Genomic DNA, 18,958 nt, shown 5'->3' on the forward strand with positions numbered 1-18,958 from the left:
GATGGGCTTCGGAAAATGGGGGCGCAGGCTAGCGCAGCGAATCCATGATTTCAAAATCCGCAGCAAGCTGCTGGCGTCGTTTTTGCTGCTGATTTTGGTACCGATCGCCCTGATCGGCACGTTGACTTATCAGAAATCAAGATCGCTGATTCAGGAAAAAACGAACGACTATACACTGGACTTGCTCAGTGAGGTAAGCAAAAATATCGAGCTCCATCTGGTGGACATCGACCGGCTGTATCATACCGTCTTTACGAACGTGGATGTGCGGAACGCTTTGCGGGAAGCGAACAAAGGCTTCGACAGCCAAGTTGAATATGTCGCCGTGGCCAAGCGGATCAATCATTTTTTGGACAGCGTGATCATCGACCGGGACGAGGTGCAGTCAATTCAGCTGTATTCCTTAGAGCCGTACCGGTTCCAATCCTCGGATCCGCCGCTGACCGAATTAAGCCTGGAGGAGTGGTGGAGCCTTCAGCAGAATGAAGGCAATCTGATTTGGATGGACCCCGAACCTTTGGTGCCCGCCGTGACGGCGGGCAGTTCCGTTTACGACATGGACAATCTGAAGAAATCGGGGTATTTTGTGCTGCATCTTCGCGAAAAGGCGCTGTATTCCATTTATGGCTCGATCCAGCTCGGCAAACAAGGGGAACTGTACATCATCAATCAGGACGGGGTCATCGTTTCGCACGGCGACAAGGAACTGATCAACACACGGCCTGCCGCAGCCTATATCGATCAGGTGCTGCATGGGGAAAAACAAGGGAGCTTCAAGACGGTCCTGAACAATCAAAACGCGGTCGTCAATTACCGGATGATCGGGCAGACGGGATGGCGGATCGTCAGCGTGATTCCCGCTACCCAATATGAAAACTTATCGCTCCTCCTCAAAAACTGGATGCTCGTTCTCTTTGCCATTTTTATCACGGTGGCCGTCATTTTGTCGTATCTCGTATCCAACAGCATTTCCAAGCCGATCCGCCAGCTGTCCGCCGTCATGAAAAACGTGGAAGGGGATAATCTGGACGCCCGCTTCGTCTACAACTCGCGCAATGAAATCGGGCTGCTCAGCCGCAACTTCAACCGGATGGTCGACCAGATCAATCATTTGGTTAACAAGGTGTATCAGGAGAAACTGCTTAAGCAACAGTCCCAGCTCAAATATTTGATGTTTCAGATCAATCCGCATTTCCTGTTCAATACGCTGGAGACGATCAATTGGCTGGCCCGCATCCAGGGCGCGCCCGAGGTAGGCAAGTTGTCCAAGGCGCTGGGCGATTTAATGCGGGAAGGGATCAAAGGGAAGGATTTCATTCCTTTGGTAAGCGAGATCGGTAATGTCGAGAAATACGTGTATATCCAAAAGCACCGTTTCGGCGACAAATTCGAGGTTAGCACCGATATCGATCCGAACGCCTTGTCCCTATCGGTTCCGAGGTTTATTTTGCAGCCGCTGGTTGAAAATGCGATCGTTCACGGGCTGGAGCTGGCGATGGGCAAGGGGGGCATTGAGATCCATGGATACTTTGAGCAGGGCTGGCTGCTGCTGACGGTCGGCGACAACGGCGGGGGAATGGAGCCCGCCAAGCTGGAGGAAATAAGGTCTGCGCTGGACGGCGGCCCGGCGGATACGGCGGGCATCGGTTTGCTGAATGTCCATCAGCGGATTCAATTGCACTATGGAAAAGAATACGGGCTGCGGATCGACAGCAGGTATGGCGAAGGGACGAAAATTACGATCACGCTGCCCGGTATGCGGGCATGAGCACGCAGTAATAAGCCCGGCTCCCGGAGGGGGACAAACGGGGTGGATTAGGCAAAGGGTCGGAATTTTCGACATCGAAGTCGGCATCGCCTCGTTTTGATTTTTTTCCCTGGACTTTATGATGAAAGAGTAACAGCGCGAGATCAAAGGGAGGGTTCGATGGGATGAGTAAACAAAGAATGAAAGCCGCAAGCCTTGCGGCGGTGCTGTTGTTAGCCGCCGGTTTAACCGCTTGCGGCGGCGGAAGCGGCAAAGCTGCGGACAATAAGAGCGCCGGCCCGTCTGCCGAAGGCGGAAGCAAAACCCAAATGGTGATGTACGACTGGCAGACGAGCGATACGGCCATGACCCGAATCGGCGAGGATCTGGCCAAGGAGTTTAATGCGCTGCCCGATTCCGCTGCGCAAATCGAAATTCAACACGTTCCCGGGGATCCGTATTATCCGAAAATCAATGCCGGGCTTGCCGCCAACAATGGACCGGATGTGTTTTCGCTGCACGCGGCCGGCAAAATGAAAACGTATGTGGACGCAGGCCGCCTGCTGCCGCTGGACGACGCTTTCGCGGCGGACCCGGAATGGAAAGAACGTTTCACGTCCGGCGCGTTTAATTTGCTCACGTTCGACGGAAAAATTTACGGGATACCTACGTCGTTTTCGACGGCGGTGCTGTTTTACAACAAAGATATTTTTGAGGAGTACGGCCTGGAGGCGCCTACCACTTACGTTGAGCTGAAACAAGTGATCCAGGTGCTGAGGGACAACAAGGTCACGCCGTTTGCCTTCGGCGCCAAGGAGGCGTGGACGAGCGCTTTGTTCAGCGAACTGGTCGCCAACCGGATCGGCGGAGACGAGCCGTTTAATGCGATCATGAATGGCGGCGGAACATGGGAGGACCCGTCTTACATCGAAACCGGGCGAATCATGCAGGAACTCGCCAAGATGGGCGCTTTCCCCGAAGGTTTTCTCGGCATCGACAACAACGGAATGGTGAACCTGTTCAAAAACGGCGGGGCGGCGATGCTGGTCACCGGCAGTTGGGCGATCAACCAGCTTACGGCGGACGATTCCAAAGTGAAAGATGCCGTGGATATCGCCAAATTCCCGACGTTCTCAGGCGGCAAAGGCGACCTGGATACGTGGCTAGGCCAGCCGTCGTTTAACCTGGTCATCAATGCGAAAGCAAAAGATACGGACGCGGCCATCCAATTCCTGAAAACCTGGTCGGAGGACAAGTACCAGAAACGGATCGCCGAAGAAGGCGGGGATATCGCGGCAACGAACGTGCAGCTCGATCCGGAGAAAGTGCCTGAGCTGTCCCGGAAACTAAGCAATCAGATGTCCGCGATGAAAGGCATGTTTATTTTCTATGATCAAGGCCTCGGCGCCCAAATTGGCGATGAATACAACAATACGATTCAGGCCATTTTGGCGGGGCAGGCGCCGGAAGAGGCGTTTAAGGAATTGCAGGCGTACACCGAACGTTATCGGGCTGAAAATAAGTGATGCTAGACGGGGCGGATTTCCAAGGAATCCGCTCCTTCTAGAATAAGGTGGTCAATAATGGAAAAAGTGCTGAGAAACAGGATGTCCATTCTGTTCTTTATTCTCCCCGCCCTGCTGATCTATACCGCCATCGTTTTTGTTCCGATCGTATCCTCGGTGTATTTCAGCTTTTTCAAATGGGATGTCATTAGTCCGATGAAATTTATCGGGGTGGATAACTATACGCGAATGTTTACGCAGGATTCCGTGTTTGGCGTCAGCGTCCGCAACATGCTGCTGCTGCTCGTGGTCAGCCTGGTGCTGCAGCTCGGTTTGGGATTCGTCCTGGCTGTTTTTTTGAGCGGCAGGCTAAGAGGCAAGGAATGGTTTAAAAACATCTTTTTCACGCCGGCGGTCATTTCCAGCGTCGCGGTTGGCATGATGTGGACCTTTATTTACGATCCGTCGATGGGCATCATAAATACGCTGCTGAAGGCGGCGGGGTTGGAAGCGTGGGCCCGGCCGTGGCTGTCGGAGCCGAAAACGGCGATGTGGGCGATCGCGATCGTCACGTCGTGGCAGTTCGTCGGGTATACGATGATTTTGTTTATCGCGGCGATTCAGAACATTTCCGCCGACATTTTCGAAGCGGCGCGCATTGACGGGGCTACGGGCTGGAAGGTGGTCAAGCATATCACGCTGCCGCTGGTTAAACCGATCACGAAGGTGAACACGATTTTGATTTCGATTGGGTCGCTGAAGTTTTTTGATTTGATTTTTGTGATGACGGGCGGCGGCCCGGCTAACCGTACACAGGTGCTTGCTTCCTATCTTTATTACCGGTCGTTCGATCAGTCGGAGTACGGTTACGGCGATGCGATGGCGGTTGTTTTGCTGGTCATGTGCCTGGTGGTTACCGTGATCATTAACAAGCTGTTCCGCGTGACGGATCAGGAAAACTAGAAGGGGGATGGCGATTCAATGATGCAAAACGACATCGGCCGGCACCCTCTGAAAATGGTGCTGATCTACATTTTTCTCGGCGCTGGAAGTTTATTTTACCTCTATCCCTTGCTGTGGCTGATTTTGAATTCCTTAAAACATACGCCGCAAATTTACGAAAATCCGTGGGGCTTTCCTGAGCAGTTCATCTGGAGCAACTATTCGGATGCCTGGACGACCGGGGGAACGGGAAAATATTTGTTCAACTCCGTGGTTATCACGGCCGTGACTTTGCTGATCGTGGTCGTGGTCAGTTCCATGGCAGCGTATGCGCTGGCCAAATTGCGCTGGAAGGCGTCCAAACTTACGTTAGGGTACTTTCTGATCGGGATGATGGTGCCGATTCACGCCACTTTGATTCCGTTATTCGTCTATTTCTCCAAAATCGGAATGATCAATTCGCAGATCGGCCTGATCATCATTTACGCCGCGTTTGCGCTGCCTGCCGCGATTTTGATTTTATGCGGCTTCCTCGGAGCGATTCCGAACGAGTTGATGGAAGCCGCTGTGATCGACGGATGCTCCGTTTACGGCGTGTTTTGGCGGATCATTTTGCCGGTGGCCAAATCGGCGCTGATGACGATCGTCATCTTCAGTTTCGTCAGCATCTGGAATGAGCTGCTCGTGGCGCTCGTTTTTATATCGGACCCCCTGAAGATGACGCTGCCGGTCGGCCTGTCCAATTTCAAGGATCAGTATACGACCGATTACGCCCCGATGTTTGCGGCGATTCTGATGGCAACGATCCCGACGATAACCGTCTGCGCGATTTTCAGCAAACGCATCATGTCCGGGATGGCGGAAGGCGCGATCAAAGGGTAGCTCGGAAGTGCGCTGTTTGCGGACGTCGAGGAATAGTTGTACCGTTAAAACTGCCGACGGTTGGGGGCGCTGGATATTGATTGAAACTAGTTTTATGGTTGGGTCTTGCGGTCGATATGCCGCCGTTATGGAGGGACCAACTGCAAAAGTGCATTTGATCTCGCGCGATTTGCCCTTACTTGGGTGGTTCGGATGCAAAAGTGCAGTTGATATAAGTGAATTTGGTAAATTTTAGTATATTATCTGAAAATGAACTGCACTTTTGCATTTGATCGGCTATTTTGGGGCATTTTCGTGAGAATCGCCTGCACTTTTGCATTTCGCGAACGCTGTTCGGCGTTTTTTTGCGCCTGTTTATTGCTGAAGTTATGAATCTATATAAGTAGGCAAGAGTGTTCAATATTCTAAAAGAGTGCACATGTTAGAATATTGAACCTAGGTGAAATGATTCTGAAGAAACTAAAAGCTTTCTGGAAGAAAGCTGCATCGGAAGCATATGCTTGGTCGCCTTTGTGAGCGGATTTCTTCCTTGTTGGATTCTATAAAATCAATAGAAATCCACGAACAACAGCGATCGTAAGAACATTTCACACGGCTGCCCTGATCCGTACAATTCATAGTTCAACTTATCGATTAACAATCATTTTACAAAAATTCAGAAAAACAACGTTTTCCGATAACACTTCCCCGCTAAACTTCTATGGAAATATGATAGATGAAGTTAGGGAGGAATCGGATTGAAGAAAAGAGGTTCGAAAACGGTTTCTACATTTTTGGCTGCGGCGTTGTTCATCAGTTTGGCAGGTCCAGGCGGATGGGCGGCCGCCGAGGAAAGCTCCCCGGCGGCGCAGCCTGCTCCCGGTTTGGAGACGGCAGGAGGGGATGGGGCCGGTGCGGACACCGCCCAGGCGGAGGGTAACGCCGCCGGCACGAACGCAGTCCGGTCGGTGGATGCAGCCGGAACCGGCGGCAGCGCCGACCAGACCCTGCTTGCTGCGGATGACGGGCTTGGCATTTCCGCGCAAAACTTGCCGCAAGCCGTTGTCGGCACGCCTTATTCAGCGACGATCGCCGTTTACGGCGGGGAACCGCCCTATGGTTTTGCTGCGGACGGGCTTCCGACTGGCCTCGCTTTGGATGCGGTAACCGGAATGATTACGGGAACCCCAGCTGCCGGTACGGAGGGCAGTTATGAAATTAAAGTAACCTTGACGGACAGCGCGGCCGAACCGGGCCGGGCAGAAGCTGCTCTGCAGCTTACGGTTGCCAAGGCCGCCGCTGGTCAGGAACCGGCCCCCTTGGAAGATACGCTGCAAATCCGTAAAATTGCGACTTATTCCGTAGGGACGCCCAACGAGGACGGCGGTGTCGCCGAAATCGTTAAATACAACAAAGACAACGGAAAATTTTATCTGGTGAACGGGTCGTCCGAACCGCCGAGCATCGATATCGTACCGCTTGCGGAAACCGGCACTTTGATGAAGGAGAAAACGGTCGATGTCGTAAGCCTTGCGGAGAAAGCCGGAGGTTTTACGTTCGGCGATTTGACGAGTCTCGATATCAATACGGCCACGAAACGGATCGCCGCCGCCGTGCAGGAAGCCGATCCGGCCAAAGCCGGCAAAATCCTCGTGCTCGACTACGAAGGGAATTTGCTGGATGAATACGAAGCCGGCGTTCAGCCCGACATGGTCAAGTATACCTCGGACGGCCGATACATTTTGACGGCGGACGAGGGAGAGCCGCGCGAAGCCGGGATTGATCCCGAAGGCAGCGTTACGGTCGTCGATACGGTGGAGGGGCAAACCCGCCACGTGAAGTTCGACGATCCGTCCGTGATCGATGATCTGGTGCATATCCGGGGCATGGCCGATGCCGATGGCATGATTACCGGCAGCGGCTCCAAGGAAGACGCCGTATTTGATTTGGAGCCCGAGTATATTGCGCTTTCCAGCGACGAGACGACGGCATACGTGTCCCTGCAGGAGAACAACGCGATCGCCGCGATCGATATCGGCAAAGCGAAGGTTCTCTACGTTCGCGGGCTTGGGTTCAAGGATTTAAACGATCCGGACAACGCCTTGGACCTGATCGAAGACCAAATCATCAACCTGGAAAACGTACCGTTCAAAGGGATGTACATGCCCGACGGCATCGACGCCCATACGGTAGGCGGAAAAACCTATTTGTTCACGGCCAACGAGGGCGACGCAACCGAATGGCCGGGCCGCACCAACGTGACCAAAATCAAAAAGCTGACGAGTGTCGATCCGGACTCGGAAGCGGGACGCTTTTTACAGGAAAACGGTTCGCGGTACGGCGACGTGGAAACGGCCAGCGATATGGGAGCGGACGGGGTTTATCTGTATGGAGCCCGCTCGTTTTCAGTGTGGGATGCGGACACCATGCAGCAGGTATATGACAGCGGGAATGATTTTGAGCGGGTAACGGCCGAGCGGCTGCCGGACTATTTTAACTCTAACCACAGCAAAGCGAATTTCGATAAACGGAGTCCGAAAAAAGGCCCCGAACCCGAATACGTCACCGTCGGCCAAGTTGGCAGCAAAGCGTTTGCTTTTACCGGGCTTGAGCGTATCGGCGGTGTGATGGTTTATGATGTGACCGACCCGGAAAATCCGGCATTCGCCAGCTACACGAACACGCGCGACTTTAACGCGGGGCTGAACACGGATACCGGACCGGAAGGGCTGGAGTTTGTGCCGGCTACGGAAAGCCCGACGGGGCTGCCTTTGCTGCTCACCGCCAACGAAGTAAGCGGCACGGTAGCGGTTCTGGAGCTGGAAGTGACGAAGGTGAGCCTGGATAAAACCTCGTTAACGCTAACCGCAGGCGGCGCGGCGGAAAAATTGACGGCAACGGTGACGCCGGCCGGCGGGCCTGCAGGCAGCGGGGAGAAAGTCGTTTGGTCGAGTTCCGATTCATCCGTCGTTGCCGTTGATGCGGACGGGACCGTTACGCCAGTGGCTGCCGGGCAGGCGGTGATTACCGCGTTAAGCGAAGACGGCTATGGCGTGGCCGAAGCGAAGGTGACGGTTCAGTCTGCGCAGGATGGCGGGGACACCTGGAAGCTGACGGTCATGCATACGAACGACTCGCATGCCCATTTGGACGATGTGGCCAGACGCGCCATGCTGGTGAAGCAAATCCGCGCCGAGGGCGGCGACAGTTTGCTGTTGGATGCGGGGGATGTTTTTTCCGGGGATCTGTATTTTACCAAATGGCAGGGACTTAAAGATCTCGAATTCATGAATTTGATGGGCTACGATGCCATGACCTTCGGGAATCATGAGTTCGATAAAGGCACGGGGGTGCTGGCCGATTTCATCAACAAAGCCCAGTTTCCGCTGGTCAGCTCCAATATCGATTTCAGCAAGGACGGCAACATCGCGCCGCTCGTAAAATCGCCGGCCAACATCGATGTCAGCGCGCCGAAAACGACGGAACATGCGGGCGTGTATCCTTATGTCGTCCTTGAAGCAGGCGGCCATAAGGTCGGGGTGTTCGGCCTGATCACGGAAGACACGGCCGTGACCTCCAGCCCGGGCAAAGATGTAACGTTCAACGAAGCGGTTCAAGCCGCAGAAGCGACCGTTGCCGCCATGGAGCAGGACGGGCTGAATATCATCATCGGCCTGTCGCATCTCGGATACGCGCGGGACCAAAAGCTGGCCGCCGAAGTTGAAGGCATCGATTTGATCGTTGGCGGTCATACGCATACGAAGCTGGACGCTCCGGAAATCGTGACCGACAGCGTCCATCAAACGCCGACCGTCATCGTTCAGGCGAACGAATGGGGCAAATACCTCGGCCGGGTGGACCTGGTGTTCGATGAGCAAGGCCAGGTTTTGACGGGGCCGGGACAAACGTCGGGCAGCCTGGTTCCTGTGAACGGCCAGGTTGCCGAAGACGCCGCAGCGAAGACGATACTCGATCCTCTCAAGGCGGAGCTCGAAGAATTGAAGAAGCAGGTCATCGGGACGGCTGCGGTCGTTCTCGACGGTGAACGCGTCAATGTGCGTTCCAAGGAAACGAACCTGGGCAATCTGATCGCCGATGGTATGCTGGCCAAAGCGCAGCAGCTCAAAGGGGCGCAAATTGCCATCATGAACGGCGGCGGGATACGCGCTTCCATCGACCAAGGCGAGATTACGATGGGAGAGCTGCGGACGGTGATGCCGTTCGGCAACACGCTGTATGTGCTGGACGTCACCGGGCAGCAGTTGAAGGATGGACTGGAGAACGGGATCAGCGGGGCCAAATTGACCGACCTTCCGGGGAAATTCCCGCAAATCGCCGGCATGAAGTTTAAGTGGGATCCCGCCCAGCCGGCAGGAAGCCGCGTCTTTGACGTACAGATCAAGCAAGGCGACACCTATGTTCCGTTAAATCTGTCTTCCACTTACCGGCTTGCGACCAACAGCTTCGTGGCGAACGGCGGGGACGGCTACAGCTCCTTTGCCGCAGCGATCGCCGCCGGAGCCTATCACGAGGATCTCGGGTATCCCGATTACGAGATTTTTATCGAAAATATCGAGCAACTGGGAGGTACGGTCTCGCCGGTTGTGGAAGGCCGGATCGTCGAGCAGGCTAAGCCTAGCGGCGATGGCAGCGGTGGAAATGGTGGCGGCAGCGGCGGCGGGAAGAGTTCGTCGGGCTCCAAAGGGACAATCAGTCCGGGAGCGTCCAACCCATCCGGAGAATCCTCCTCCGGAAATGCGGCGTATGAGCTTGTGAGCGATATGCTGCAGGTTGAAGTTACCCGTGGCGACGACGGCCAGACGGTGAATCAAGTTTCCGTCAAGCCGGATGTGTTGAAGACCGCCCTTGCGGCAGCCGCTTCAAGCAGCCAGAGCGAACTGGCGGTGGAGCTGACGGACCTCGGCGGAGGAACCGTGCTTTCCCTGCCTGCGGAAACACTCCTTTCGGTTAATAAGGAAGGGACTGAAAACAGCGAGGTAACGCTGGTCATCCGTACCGCGCTGGCTAGCTACAGACTTCCGCTTCAGGCGATCATCGCGGGCCATTACGGTCTAACCGGTTCCGATGCTTTAAGTTCATCAGGCTCAGGCGCTTCCATACAGATTTCCATTTTATCGGCCAAAACGTCCGAACAAGCGGAGATTGCCAAGGCTGCCGCAAATCAAGGAGTAACCCTTACGGGTTCTGCGGCAGTTGAATTCAAAGTAGTGCTGCTCACCGTGGACGGTCAGGAGCGGGAAATCACGGCTTTCGGGAATAATACGTACCTCAGCCGGACGATCCCTCTGCCGGCCGAAGTTGACAGCAACGCGGTTACGGCAGTCATGTACGACAAAGCGGCCGGAAAACTTGTTTTCGTTCCCGCGGTTAAAGTCACGGTGGACGGCAAACCTGCTTTAGAGTTGAAGCGTCCGGGCAACAGCCTGTACACGCTGGTCAGCGGCAAAAAGCACCGGTTTGCCGATGTAAACGGGCACTGGGCGGAGCAAGCCGTCGATAAGCTGGCCTCCAAACTGCTTGTGGAAGGTGTGGGCGAAACCCGCTTCGAGCCCGGACGGGAAATGACGCGGGCGGAATTTACCGCGCTGCTTGTTCGCGGGCTGGGGTTGACCCCGACTCAAGAAGCGAACGTATTCAGTGATGTAGAGGCGGGTAATAGCCTGGCCGGCGAAATCGCGGCCGCGGTTGAATTCGGTCTCGTTACCCCGGATGCAACCGGCGCGTTTAAGCCGAACGAACGCATTACCCGGGCGGAGATGGCCGTCATGGTTGCGAAAGCGATGCGGCTGGTTAAGGACGGAAACGCGGATACGGATGGCGAGATGTCTGCCGGAACAAGCGCCGATACCGCTTTGCTGGCCCGTTTCACGGACCGCTTGGCGATCCCGGACTGGGCCGCGGCAGACGTAGCCTGGCTGGTTGAGCAGGGGATCATGCAGGGCGACAATCGTGGCGCCTTTGCCCCGAACGGCCATACCACCCGCGCCCAGGCGGCCATCCTGCTGATGCGGATGCTGCAGGAGCTGCGGTTTATCGATTAATGGTACTAAGCAATGACAAAAAGGGATGCGGCTGTTCGTTCTGCCGCGTCCCTTTTTTGTTCACCATATAGAATCAGGGGGCTAAGGGACACCAGAGCCGTTATTTTCGAAAAAACGGAGGTTTGCAAAATGTAACGGACACAGAAGACCTTATTTACCTCAAATCGTCCTGGATGAACTGGTTTAGAGTGAAATAGGGTCGCTTGTGTCCGTTAGCCTGGGAAATACCCGGGAAATGGGCGGATAAGGTCACTGGTGTCCGTTAGAGCCGCGTCGTCCAAAGTTTAGCCCCCATCTACTTCACAAAATGGGATACCACAAATACCGCCGGGGAGTTCCAGTAGATCGTCACTTCATTGCCGGCGTAGCTGAGCTCGTCGTCGATGAAGCAGGCGGCTGGCGCTTTGCCCTGCAGATGCTCCTGCATGCAGTCGTCGTTCAGCCCGCGGTTGGGGCCCCCGGACACCAGCCCGGGCACCGGCTCCTCCACGCCGTCGCCGACGGAAGGGCGGTGGTGCGGATGGCGGACCGCCCGGTGGCCAAAGCCGGTGACATAGCTGTAGTCCAGCACGTTGCGGCCGAGCAAATAGTGCACATGCTCCAGCGCCAGCGCCTGGTAGCGGGCTTCGCCGCTAACCTTTGCGGCGATCAGCAGCAGCATCGCCCGGTTCAGCAGCACCATGTTGCTGCCCCAAATATAGTCCTCCGGCCGCAGCGAAGTCAGATAACCGTCCTCGGCGCAGCGCCGGGCCAGCCTTTCGGCCACTCCAAGCAAACCGGCCTCCAGCGAAGCGTGGAGCGTACCGTCAGCTTTCGCTTTTTCGCCGAACAAGTAGGCGATCGTGCCGTAACCGCCCATATCCGCCCAGCCCAGTTCGTATTTCGGAAAAGTTTCCGCCGCCAGCTTCCGGAACGCCTCGTGATAGACCGCTTCCCCCGTCGTCCGGAACAGCTCGCCGGCGGCCCAGTATCGCTCGTCGAGGTCGACCGGGTCCCCGTATTCGCCCGTGGCGATGTCGGCCGGGTTTTTGAAGCCGGGGTTTTCCGGCGAAGCGGGATGCCCCTCCAGCCACTCCCAGGCCCGCTCCGCCGCGGCCAGGCAGCGGCTGGCGAACGCCTCATCGAACGGCCGGTACACCCGGGCCGCCAGCGCCATAACCCCGGCGAAGCAGCCGGTTGCCGCGGCGGAGACGGGCATAAAATACAGCTCCGCGCGGTCATCCTCGGGCATAACGTCCAGCGCCGGAAATTGCTTTGTCGTGAGCTTATGAAACGCTCCGCCCGTGCGCTCGTCCTGCATTTTCAGCAGCCACTCGAGCTCGTAGCGGCATTCGTGCAGGACATCCGGCGCCAGGCCGTCCGTCTCCGGCAGCGGAACCGGCCTCTGGAACGCCTGCGGCGCAAATTCGTACGCCAGCAGCAGATCGGCGGCCGCCTTGGCCCCCGGTCCGGTGTATTTGCCGTAATCACCGGCGTCATGCCAGCCGCCGGAGCTGCCGTGCTTCCGGTCCGGCTCGCCGTAAACGATGCCTTCCGCCGTATGGCAGGCGGCATGTTTCCACGGACCGGCATACGGCTCCTCCAGTTCCATGCCGCAGCGGAAGTAATAAAAAGATTTGAGCAGACCGGTATGAAGTTCTGCATACGGATTGTTGGCGATAGCAAACGAAGCGGACGTTTCCCCATGCAACCTTACAAAATAGCCGCCTTCCTCCGTACAAGCGGTAAAATCCCCGCGGCTGACAGTGATCCCCGATGCTTCATCATACACCGGCAACTCGGTTTCCCCTCGATAAACAATACGCCCATCCGCTTCCCGGACGATCTCAAACGTCCCGCCTTCGCCTGTACAAATGAAGGTCTTACGCGCGTCCGGCGGATACCCGATCTGATTCACCGTGATGCCCCGCGTCGCCATACTGTTCCCAGCAGGTTCATTCATCAAAATCCCCTCCTAAACAAGGTAGTTTAAAAGTCAACTTTTGATCACGAAGCAGGTCAAGAAGTGGATTCGACATCGAATCTTGAATTCAGCCGGGCCTTCCGTTGCTCACGTACCCAAAACGTACGCTCCGCTCCTTACGTCCCTAGCTTCATCCAACCTTCTCGGTGCTGAAAAGCCGACTTTTAAACTTGCATTTGATCGTAATCGCTTTCACTCATCTATCCCCATATTTGCATGGCCCGTGAATCTTGGCAAGGCTACAAAAAGCTGCAATCATGAATATTTTGCAAATTTTGGAATGAAACTAATCGGGATTACGTATGCGGAGGTGCCGGGGATGAGCAATGACACGCCAATATTAAAAGAGCTGGCCCATAACGAGCAGCAACTGCGCCAGTCGTTTGACCGCTGCTCCGACATCGTGTTCCGTCCGGTTTCCGTACACGGTGCAGAAGTCATGTTATTGATCTATACGGAAGGAATGACGGATACCCAGTTGCTGGATCAGATTTTGCTTCGCCTCTGGCTGAATGAGGGGGAGGCGGAGCGGCTTCCCAAGCGGGAAGAATTCGGGAGGTTTGTCGAGGACACGCTGGTGGCTGCCGCCGGGGTCCGAAAGACTTCCCAATACGCTGCCCTGATCGAGGGGGTGCTGGAAGGGGAGACGGCGATTCTGTTCGAAGGGCAGAGCTACGCGCTGCTTGCCAACTTAACCAAAATGGAGCAGCGGGGCATCGAGGAGCCTCCTTCCGAAAAGGTGGTGCGTGGACCGCGGGACGCTTTTACGGAAACGATTAGCGTCAACACGTCCTTGCTGCGCCGAAGAATCCACAGCCCCAGCCTTAAGATGGAGTCGATGTCGATCGGCCAACTGACGGGGACCGAAGTGAAGCTGATTTACATGGAGGACGTTGCCAAGCCGTCGCTGGTTGAAGAAGTCCGGAAACGTCTGGGCAAAATCCGCATCGATGCGCTAAACGGCTCCGGGATTTTGGAGGAATTGATCGAAGAGCAGCCCTTCTCCCCGTTTCCGGAAATTCAAAATACGGAACGGCCCGATGTGGCCGCAGGGTCGCTGCTGGAGGGCAAAGTCGTTATTTTGATGGAAAACAGCCCATTTGCCTTGATTTGTCCCATGACTTACTGGTCGGGTTTACAGTCGCCCGAAGATTATCACGAACGTTTTATCTACACCACCTTTGTTCGCTGGGTCCGTTATATTTTTGTCCATACTTCCTTGCTGCTGCCTTCCCTTTACGTTGCGCTGACAACGTTTCATCCGCAAGTGCTGCCGACATCCCTGCTGGTCAGCGTAGCTTCGGCGCGGGAAGGCGTGCCGTTTCCGGCGGTGTTTGAGGCGCTGCTGATGGAATTCCTTTTCGAGGGGCTCAGGGAAGCGGGGATTCGCCTCCCGAACCAAATTGGATCGGCGGTAAGCATCGCCGGAACCTTGGTCATCGGTGAAGCGGCTGTTCAAGCCGGAATCATCTCGGCGCCAATGGTCATTATTGTGGCGACCACGGGAATCGCTTCCTTTGCGTTTCCCCGTTATAACCTGGGAACCGCCTACCGGATGCTGCGCTTTCCGCTGTTGATTGTTTCGGGGGCGTTTGGTTTTTACGGGATCGTGTTGTTTATTACCGCATTGACGATCCATTTGGTATGCCTCAATTCTTTTGGCGTCCCTTATATGACCCCGCTTGGTCCCGGCACCGTTTCCCGGGAAAGCCCCGACGATGTGCTGGTGCGGGGACCAACCTGGAAAATGCGCAAGACGCAGCGGCATTACCTAACGAGAGCGAGCAAGGACCCTATGCCGGGCGCAAACGATGCGGGAAAGAAAAACAAGGAGTGAAACCATCATGCGTTTGAAGCTGGGGACGGCTTTTTTGGCTTGCGTGCTGCTGACGACCGGCTGCTGGGACCGGCAGGAAATGAATGACCGGGCGATCATTTTGGGCTGGGGGATGGATCTGAACGGGGATGGGAGGTACGTTGCCACGGCCAATATCGTCGTTCCCGGGGGTACAAAGTCAGGAGGGACCGAGGGCGGGAAAAACCAGTATCTCATCGAGACCTCCTATGGCACTAGCGATGGCGATGCCGGTCAAAATATGCAAAAAAAGCTGCCCCGCGTCATCTTCGCCAGCCACCGGAGGAACGTGTTTATCGGCGAGGCGCTGGCCAGGCACGGGATCGCGAAAGTGCTTGATGAATATGCCCGCAATCCGCTGGTCAGACTGCGGACGAATATTTTTGTCGTAAAGGGAGGAACGGCCCAAGAAGCCATGAATCTAAGCAGCCGGCTGGAAAAAAACCCGACGATCAGCGTGCAAAAAATCCAGGAGGTGATGGGCGCTCCGGTGAGCCGTTCTTTGCTCGACTTTTTTATCATGGCGAATGGAGCGTCGGGAGGCAGTGTGATACCGATCGTGGAAATCGTCTCACCCGCGCAAACGGCAAAGACAAACGAGAATGCGGGCAATGCTGCCGGTTCGGAATTGGCGCTGACGGGCTCGGCGGTATTCGACCGCAATCTGAAATTGAAAGGTTATTTGGGTCATGACAACTTTTGGGTTCGTTTATGGCTCACGGGAAAACTTGACCATCGTGTGTTTACGATCCGGATGGGGAAGAAGCACGAGACGATAACGATTCCCGCAATGAGGTTCAAAAGCCGGATTGTGCCGGAGATCGCCGGCGAAAAGGTCAGCTTTAAAGTTTGGCTTAGCGGGGAAGGTGAAATCAACGAAAGCAACGCAAACCTGGATTTGTCCAAGCCGGACAACGTCAAAAAGGTGGAGGATGAGCTGAACCGCCGGTTGACGGAAAAGGTGGAGCAGACGGTGGCCCTGGTGCAGAAGCAGTATAAGGCGGATATTTTTGAATTGGGAGAGACGCTGCATCGCAAACACCCTTACGTTTGGAAAAGGATGAAAAAGGATTGGGATAAGCAGTTCGAAAACGTGGACATTGAATTTCAGGTACATATGAAAATATCTGGCACGGGGCTCACGGGAAAATCCCTGGTTCCTGGTGTGGAGGACAAGGATAACGGTGCGAATCAGCAATAGACAGCTCTTCTGGCTTGTATGGATGTTTGAATTGGGGATAAACTTGTTGATTTCTTTGAACTTTGCCATCACCGACGCCAAGCAGGATGTCTGGATTTCCATGATGATCGCCTGGTTGGCCGCAATGCTGATCGCGTATCTGGCATTTAAAGTCAGCCGGTTATTTCCCGGCCAGACGTTGCTCCAGTTCAGCATTTCGATATTGGGCAAGTGGCCGGGCAAGCTCGTGGGACTTCTGTACCTGCTTCAATGGCATTGGGTGATGGGGATCATTTTGCGCGAACAGTTTAGCTTTATCCGGCTTAGTATGCTGCAGAAAACGCCGGACCTAGTCATTGCGGTCAGTTTTTTGGCGATCGCCGTTTACGCGGTCCGCAGAGGCGGAATTGTGGGCATCGGCCGTTTCAGCGAGCTTTGGGGTCCTGTGCTGCTGTTTGTTCTGGTCCTAACCTTCGCGCTGTCGATGCGTAATTTGAACTGGGGCGCCATGCTTCCGGTTTATGCCGATACGGAGGCGCTTGCCATTCTGAAGGGCAGTCTGACGCCGATGTCCCTGCTCGGCGAAATCGCGTTCATTACGATGCTGTTCGCTTTCCTGGAAGAACCGGATCGGAATGCCCTGCGCAACGTGTGGCTGGGGGTATCGATTGCTTCGTTAATCTTGGCGATCGGGGCGGTCTGGGTGATTATGACCTTTGGTCCGGCATTGTCGTCCAAAATCCAGTTCCCGTTTTTCGAAATGGTCAAGCTGGTTTATCTGATGGAATTCATTCAGAATATGGATATTTTTCTGGTGGCGATCTGGCTGATCAGCGTGTTTATCAAGCTGACCGTTTATTTGTTTATCGCCAGCTACGGAACGGCCCAATGGATCGGCAAACCGGCAAGCTGGAGAAACTGCATATGGTTCGCGGCCGCGGTCACGCTGGCCGTTTGTATGGCCGTCGTTCGCTTGAACCCCTCATCCAGGATGCTGCTGACAGAGGTGTGGATCAACTATGTGCTGCCGATTCATTTTTTTGCCATCCCCTTACTGCTTCTTCTTGTGGGTATATTCAGAAAGAACAGAAAAAAGGGGTGAATCGTGAGCCAAACCCTCGACTCTTCCATATTAGTATGTTATCATGAGAGTCTGATAACGTATTAACGAACTAAAGCATTCGCTAGATTTGCTAATTTATTGGGGGAGAGTCATATGAAACTGAAAAACATCGCATTAATAGGTTTGGTCCTGACCGTTATGCTGACGGCGCTGGCCGGCTGCTCCGGCGCAAAATCCGGTTCAGGCAAGGGCGGCAATACACTGGTCATCGGGATAGACGATAAATTCGCGCCGATGGGCTTCCGCGATGAAAAGAACGAAATCGTCGGCTTCGACATCGATTACGCCAAAGCGGCTGCGGAGAAGATGGGCATGGAGGTCACCTTCCAGCCGATCGATTGGTCATCGAAGGAGTCAGAGCTGAACAGCGGCCGGATCGATCTGATCTGGAACGGCTACACCATCACCGAGGAACGGAAAGGAAAAGTGCTGTTTACGAAGCCTTATCTGAAAAACAGCCAGGTGATCGTCACGCTCGCGGATTCGCCGATTTCGAAAATCAGCGATTTGGCCGGCAAAGCCGTTGGGCTTCAATCGCTGTCTTCCGCGGCGGACGCGCTGAACGCCGATCCGATCAAATCCGAGATTAAGACGGTTACGGAGTTTCCGGACAACGTGCTGGCGCTCAGCGACTTGAAGACGAAGCGGCTTGACGCGGTGGTCATCGATGAGGTCGTGGCGAGATATTATATGGCCCAAGAAGAGGGCGCCTTTAAGATTTTGGACGAGTCGCTCGCACCGGAGGAATACGGAATCGGCGTGAAGAAGGGCAACGAAGAGCTGCTGAACAAGCTGCAGCAAGCTTTGGACGAGTTGAACCAGGACGGGACAGCCACGCAGATTTCCGAAAAATGGTTTGGCGAAGATAAAGTGCTGAAGTAAGGAACCTGGAGCAAAGAAACTCGGGGAAACCCGGCAGTCAGAAAGCGCAAGGCGAGGACAAAACCGGATTGAACGCGATCCGGTTTTTCTGATTCTTCCGGGGACACGTTCCGGTCCTGTGAGGCTGCCTGTACCGTTTGGGATTACCGTTGATTCTGCGATTGAAGGAGATGCGAGATGAGTCTGGATTATTTTATGAATATTTTAGTACCGATGCTGGAAGGCACGCGGATAACCCTGCTGCTGTTTGTGCTGGCGATCGTAACGTCGATTCCGCTTGGCTTTGCGTTTACGTTTATGGTGAGAAGCCGGGTGAAGCCGGTCGCCTGGTTCGCGAACGCCTACATCTATGTGATGCGCGGAACGCCGCTGCTATTGCAGATGCTGTTTATTTGCTTTGGGCTTCCCGTCATTCCGGGCATTGGCGAATATTTGGTGATGGACCGCTTCGCGGCGGCCTGTTTGGCGTTCACTTTGAATTACGCGGCGTATTTTGCCGAGATTTTTCGCGGGGGCCTGCTCGCGATCGACAAGGGCCAATACGAAGCGGCCAAAGTGCTTGGCTTAAGCCGTTGGCAAACGACGTCCCGGGTCATTTTGCCGCAAATGGTGCGCATCGCTTTGCCGGCAGTTTCGAACGAGTCGATTACGCTGGTGAAGGATACGGCCCTGCTGTACGCCGTGGCGGTTCCGGAGCTGCTGCATTTTGCCCAAACGGCGGTGAACCGGGATTTTACGATTATGCCGTTCGTGGTCGCCGGGATCATTTATTTGCTGCTGACATTGGTGTTGACGCTGCTGTTCAAGGCGCTGGAACGGAAATTCAAATTCGAATAAA

Annotated in this window: 11 protein-coding genes; 10 read left to right on the forward strand and 1 reads right to left on the reverse strand. The window is 54.9% G+C overall.

Features of this window, described 5'->3' with window-relative positions:
* The first annotated feature begins 1 nt into the window (after position 1).
* The 5 genes from EHV15_RS15520 (at position 2) to EHV15_RS15540 (ending at position 11,117) form a co-directional block, all read left to right on the forward strand.
* Positions 2-1,768 (forward strand): cache domain-containing sensor histidine kinase, encoded by a 1,767-nt coding sequence (locus EHV15_RS15520; protein WP_128631994.1) that lies wholly within the window; start codon positions 2-4, stop codon positions 1,766-1,768.
* 164 nt (positions 1,769-1,932) lie between these two features.
* Positions 1,933-3,273 carry an ABC transporter substrate-binding protein gene (locus EHV15_RS15525; protein WP_128631995.1) on the forward strand — a complete coding sequence of 447 codons (1,341 nt, stop codon included), beginning with the start codon at positions 1,933-1,935 and terminating at the stop codon, positions 3,271-3,273.
* A gap of 57 nt (positions 3,274-3,330) precedes the next feature.
* The gene (locus tag EHV15_RS15530) at positions 3,331-4,215 is read left to right on the forward strand and encodes a carbohydrate ABC transporter permease (RefSeq protein WP_128631996.1); all 885 of its coding nucleotides are present in this window, start codon (positions 3,331-3,333) and stop codon (positions 4,213-4,215) included.
* Positions 4,216-4,233: 18 nt separating this feature from the next.
* Complete coding sequence (locus EHV15_RS15535) at positions 4,234-5,076, forward strand: carbohydrate ABC transporter permease (protein ID WP_128631997.1); 843 nt, start codon at positions 4,234-4,236, stop codon at positions 5,074-5,076.
* Between the two features lie 737 nt (positions 5,077-5,813).
* Positions 5,814-11,117 carry a choice-of-anchor I family protein gene (locus EHV15_RS15540; protein ID WP_128631998.1) on the forward strand — a complete coding sequence of 1,768 codons (5,304 nt, stop codon included), beginning with the start codon at positions 5,814-5,816 and terminating at the stop codon, positions 11,115-11,117.
* A 295-nt stretch (positions 11,118-11,412) separates the two neighbouring features.
* On the opposite strand, the gene EHV15_RS15545 is transcribed toward EHV15_RS15540, so the two are convergent.
* Positions 11,413-13,059 carry a glycoside hydrolase family 9 protein gene (locus tag EHV15_RS15545; protein WP_246061603.1) on the reverse strand — a complete coding sequence of 549 codons (1,647 nt, stop codon included), beginning with the start codon at positions 13,057-13,059 and terminating at the stop codon, positions 11,413-11,415.
* Between the two features lie 340 nt (positions 13,060-13,399).
* On the opposite strand from EHV15_RS15545, the gene EHV15_RS15550 reads away from it, so the two are divergent.
* From EHV15_RS15550 to EHV15_RS15570, 5 genes are all read left to right on the forward strand, one after another.
* Positions 13,400-14,917, forward strand: a complete 1,518-nt coding sequence (locus EHV15_RS15550) for a spore germination protein (protein ID WP_178075868.1) — start codon at positions 13,400-13,402, stop codon at positions 14,915-14,917.
* 7 nt (positions 14,918-14,924) lie between these two features.
* Positions 14,925-16,136 carry a Ger(x)C family spore germination protein gene (locus EHV15_RS15555; RefSeq protein WP_178075869.1) on the forward strand — a complete coding sequence of 404 codons (1,212 nt, stop codon included), beginning with the start codon at positions 14,925-14,927 and terminating at the stop codon, positions 16,134-16,136.
* 46 nt (positions 16,137-16,182) lie between these two features.
* Positions 16,183-17,217, forward strand: coding sequence for a GerAB/ArcD/ProY family transporter (locus EHV15_RS15560; protein ID WP_246061604.1), 1,035 nt, complete (start codon positions 16,183-16,185; stop codon positions 17,215-17,217).
* A 114-nt stretch (positions 17,218-17,331) separates the two neighbouring features.
* Entirely contained in the window at positions 17,332-18,120 is a 789-nt protein-coding gene (locus EHV15_RS15565) for an amino acid ABC transporter substrate-binding protein (RefSeq protein ID WP_128632002.1), read from the forward strand.
* Positions 18,121-18,297: 177 nt separating this feature from the next.
* Positions 18,298-18,957: an amino acid ABC transporter permease gene (locus EHV15_RS15570; RefSeq protein ID WP_128632003.1), complete on the forward strand. Its 660-nt coding sequence runs from the start codon at positions 18,298-18,300 to the stop codon at positions 18,955-18,957.
* Position 18,958: the final 1 nt, after the last annotated feature.

It is taken from the genome of Paenibacillus oralis, from assembly GCF_003863965.1.
Taxonomy (GTDB): domain Bacteria; phylum Bacillota; class Bacilli; order Paenibacillales; family Paenibacillaceae; genus Fontibacillus; species Fontibacillus oralis.

Coding starts and splice junctions, on each gene's coding strand:
- EHV15_RS15520 (WP_128631994.1), top strand. CDS start 2: ATGGGCTTCGGAAAATGGGGGCGCAGGCTAGCGCAGCGAATCCATGAT.
- EHV15_RS15525 (WP_128631995.1), top strand. CDS start 1,933: ATGAGTAAACAAAGAATGAAAGCCGCAAGCCTTGCGGCGGTGCTGTTG.
- EHV15_RS15530 (WP_128631996.1), top strand. CDS start 3,331: ATGGAAAAAGTGCTGAGAAACAGGATGTCCATTCTGTTCTTTATTCTC.
- EHV15_RS15535 (WP_128631997.1), top strand. CDS start 4,234: ATGATGCAAAACGACATCGGCCGGCACCCTCTGAAAATGGTGCTGATC.
- EHV15_RS15545 (WP_246061603.1), bottom strand. CDS start 13,059: ATGAATGAACCTGCTGGGAACAGTATGGCGACGCGGGGCATCACGGTG.
- EHV15_RS15550 (WP_178075868.1), top strand. CDS start 13,400: ATGAGCAATGACACGCCAATATTAAAAGAGCTGGCCCATAACGAGCAG.
- EHV15_RS15555 (WP_178075869.1), top strand. CDS start 14,925: ATGCGTTTGAAGCTGGGGACGGCTTTTTTGGCTTGCGTGCTGCTGACG.
- EHV15_RS15565 (WP_128632002.1), top strand. CDS start 17,332: ATGAAACTGAAAAACATCGCATTAATAGGTTTGGTCCTGACCGTTATG.
- EHV15_RS15570 (WP_128632003.1), top strand. CDS start 18,298: ATGAGTCTGGATTATTTTATGAATATTTTAGTACCGATGCTGGAAGGC.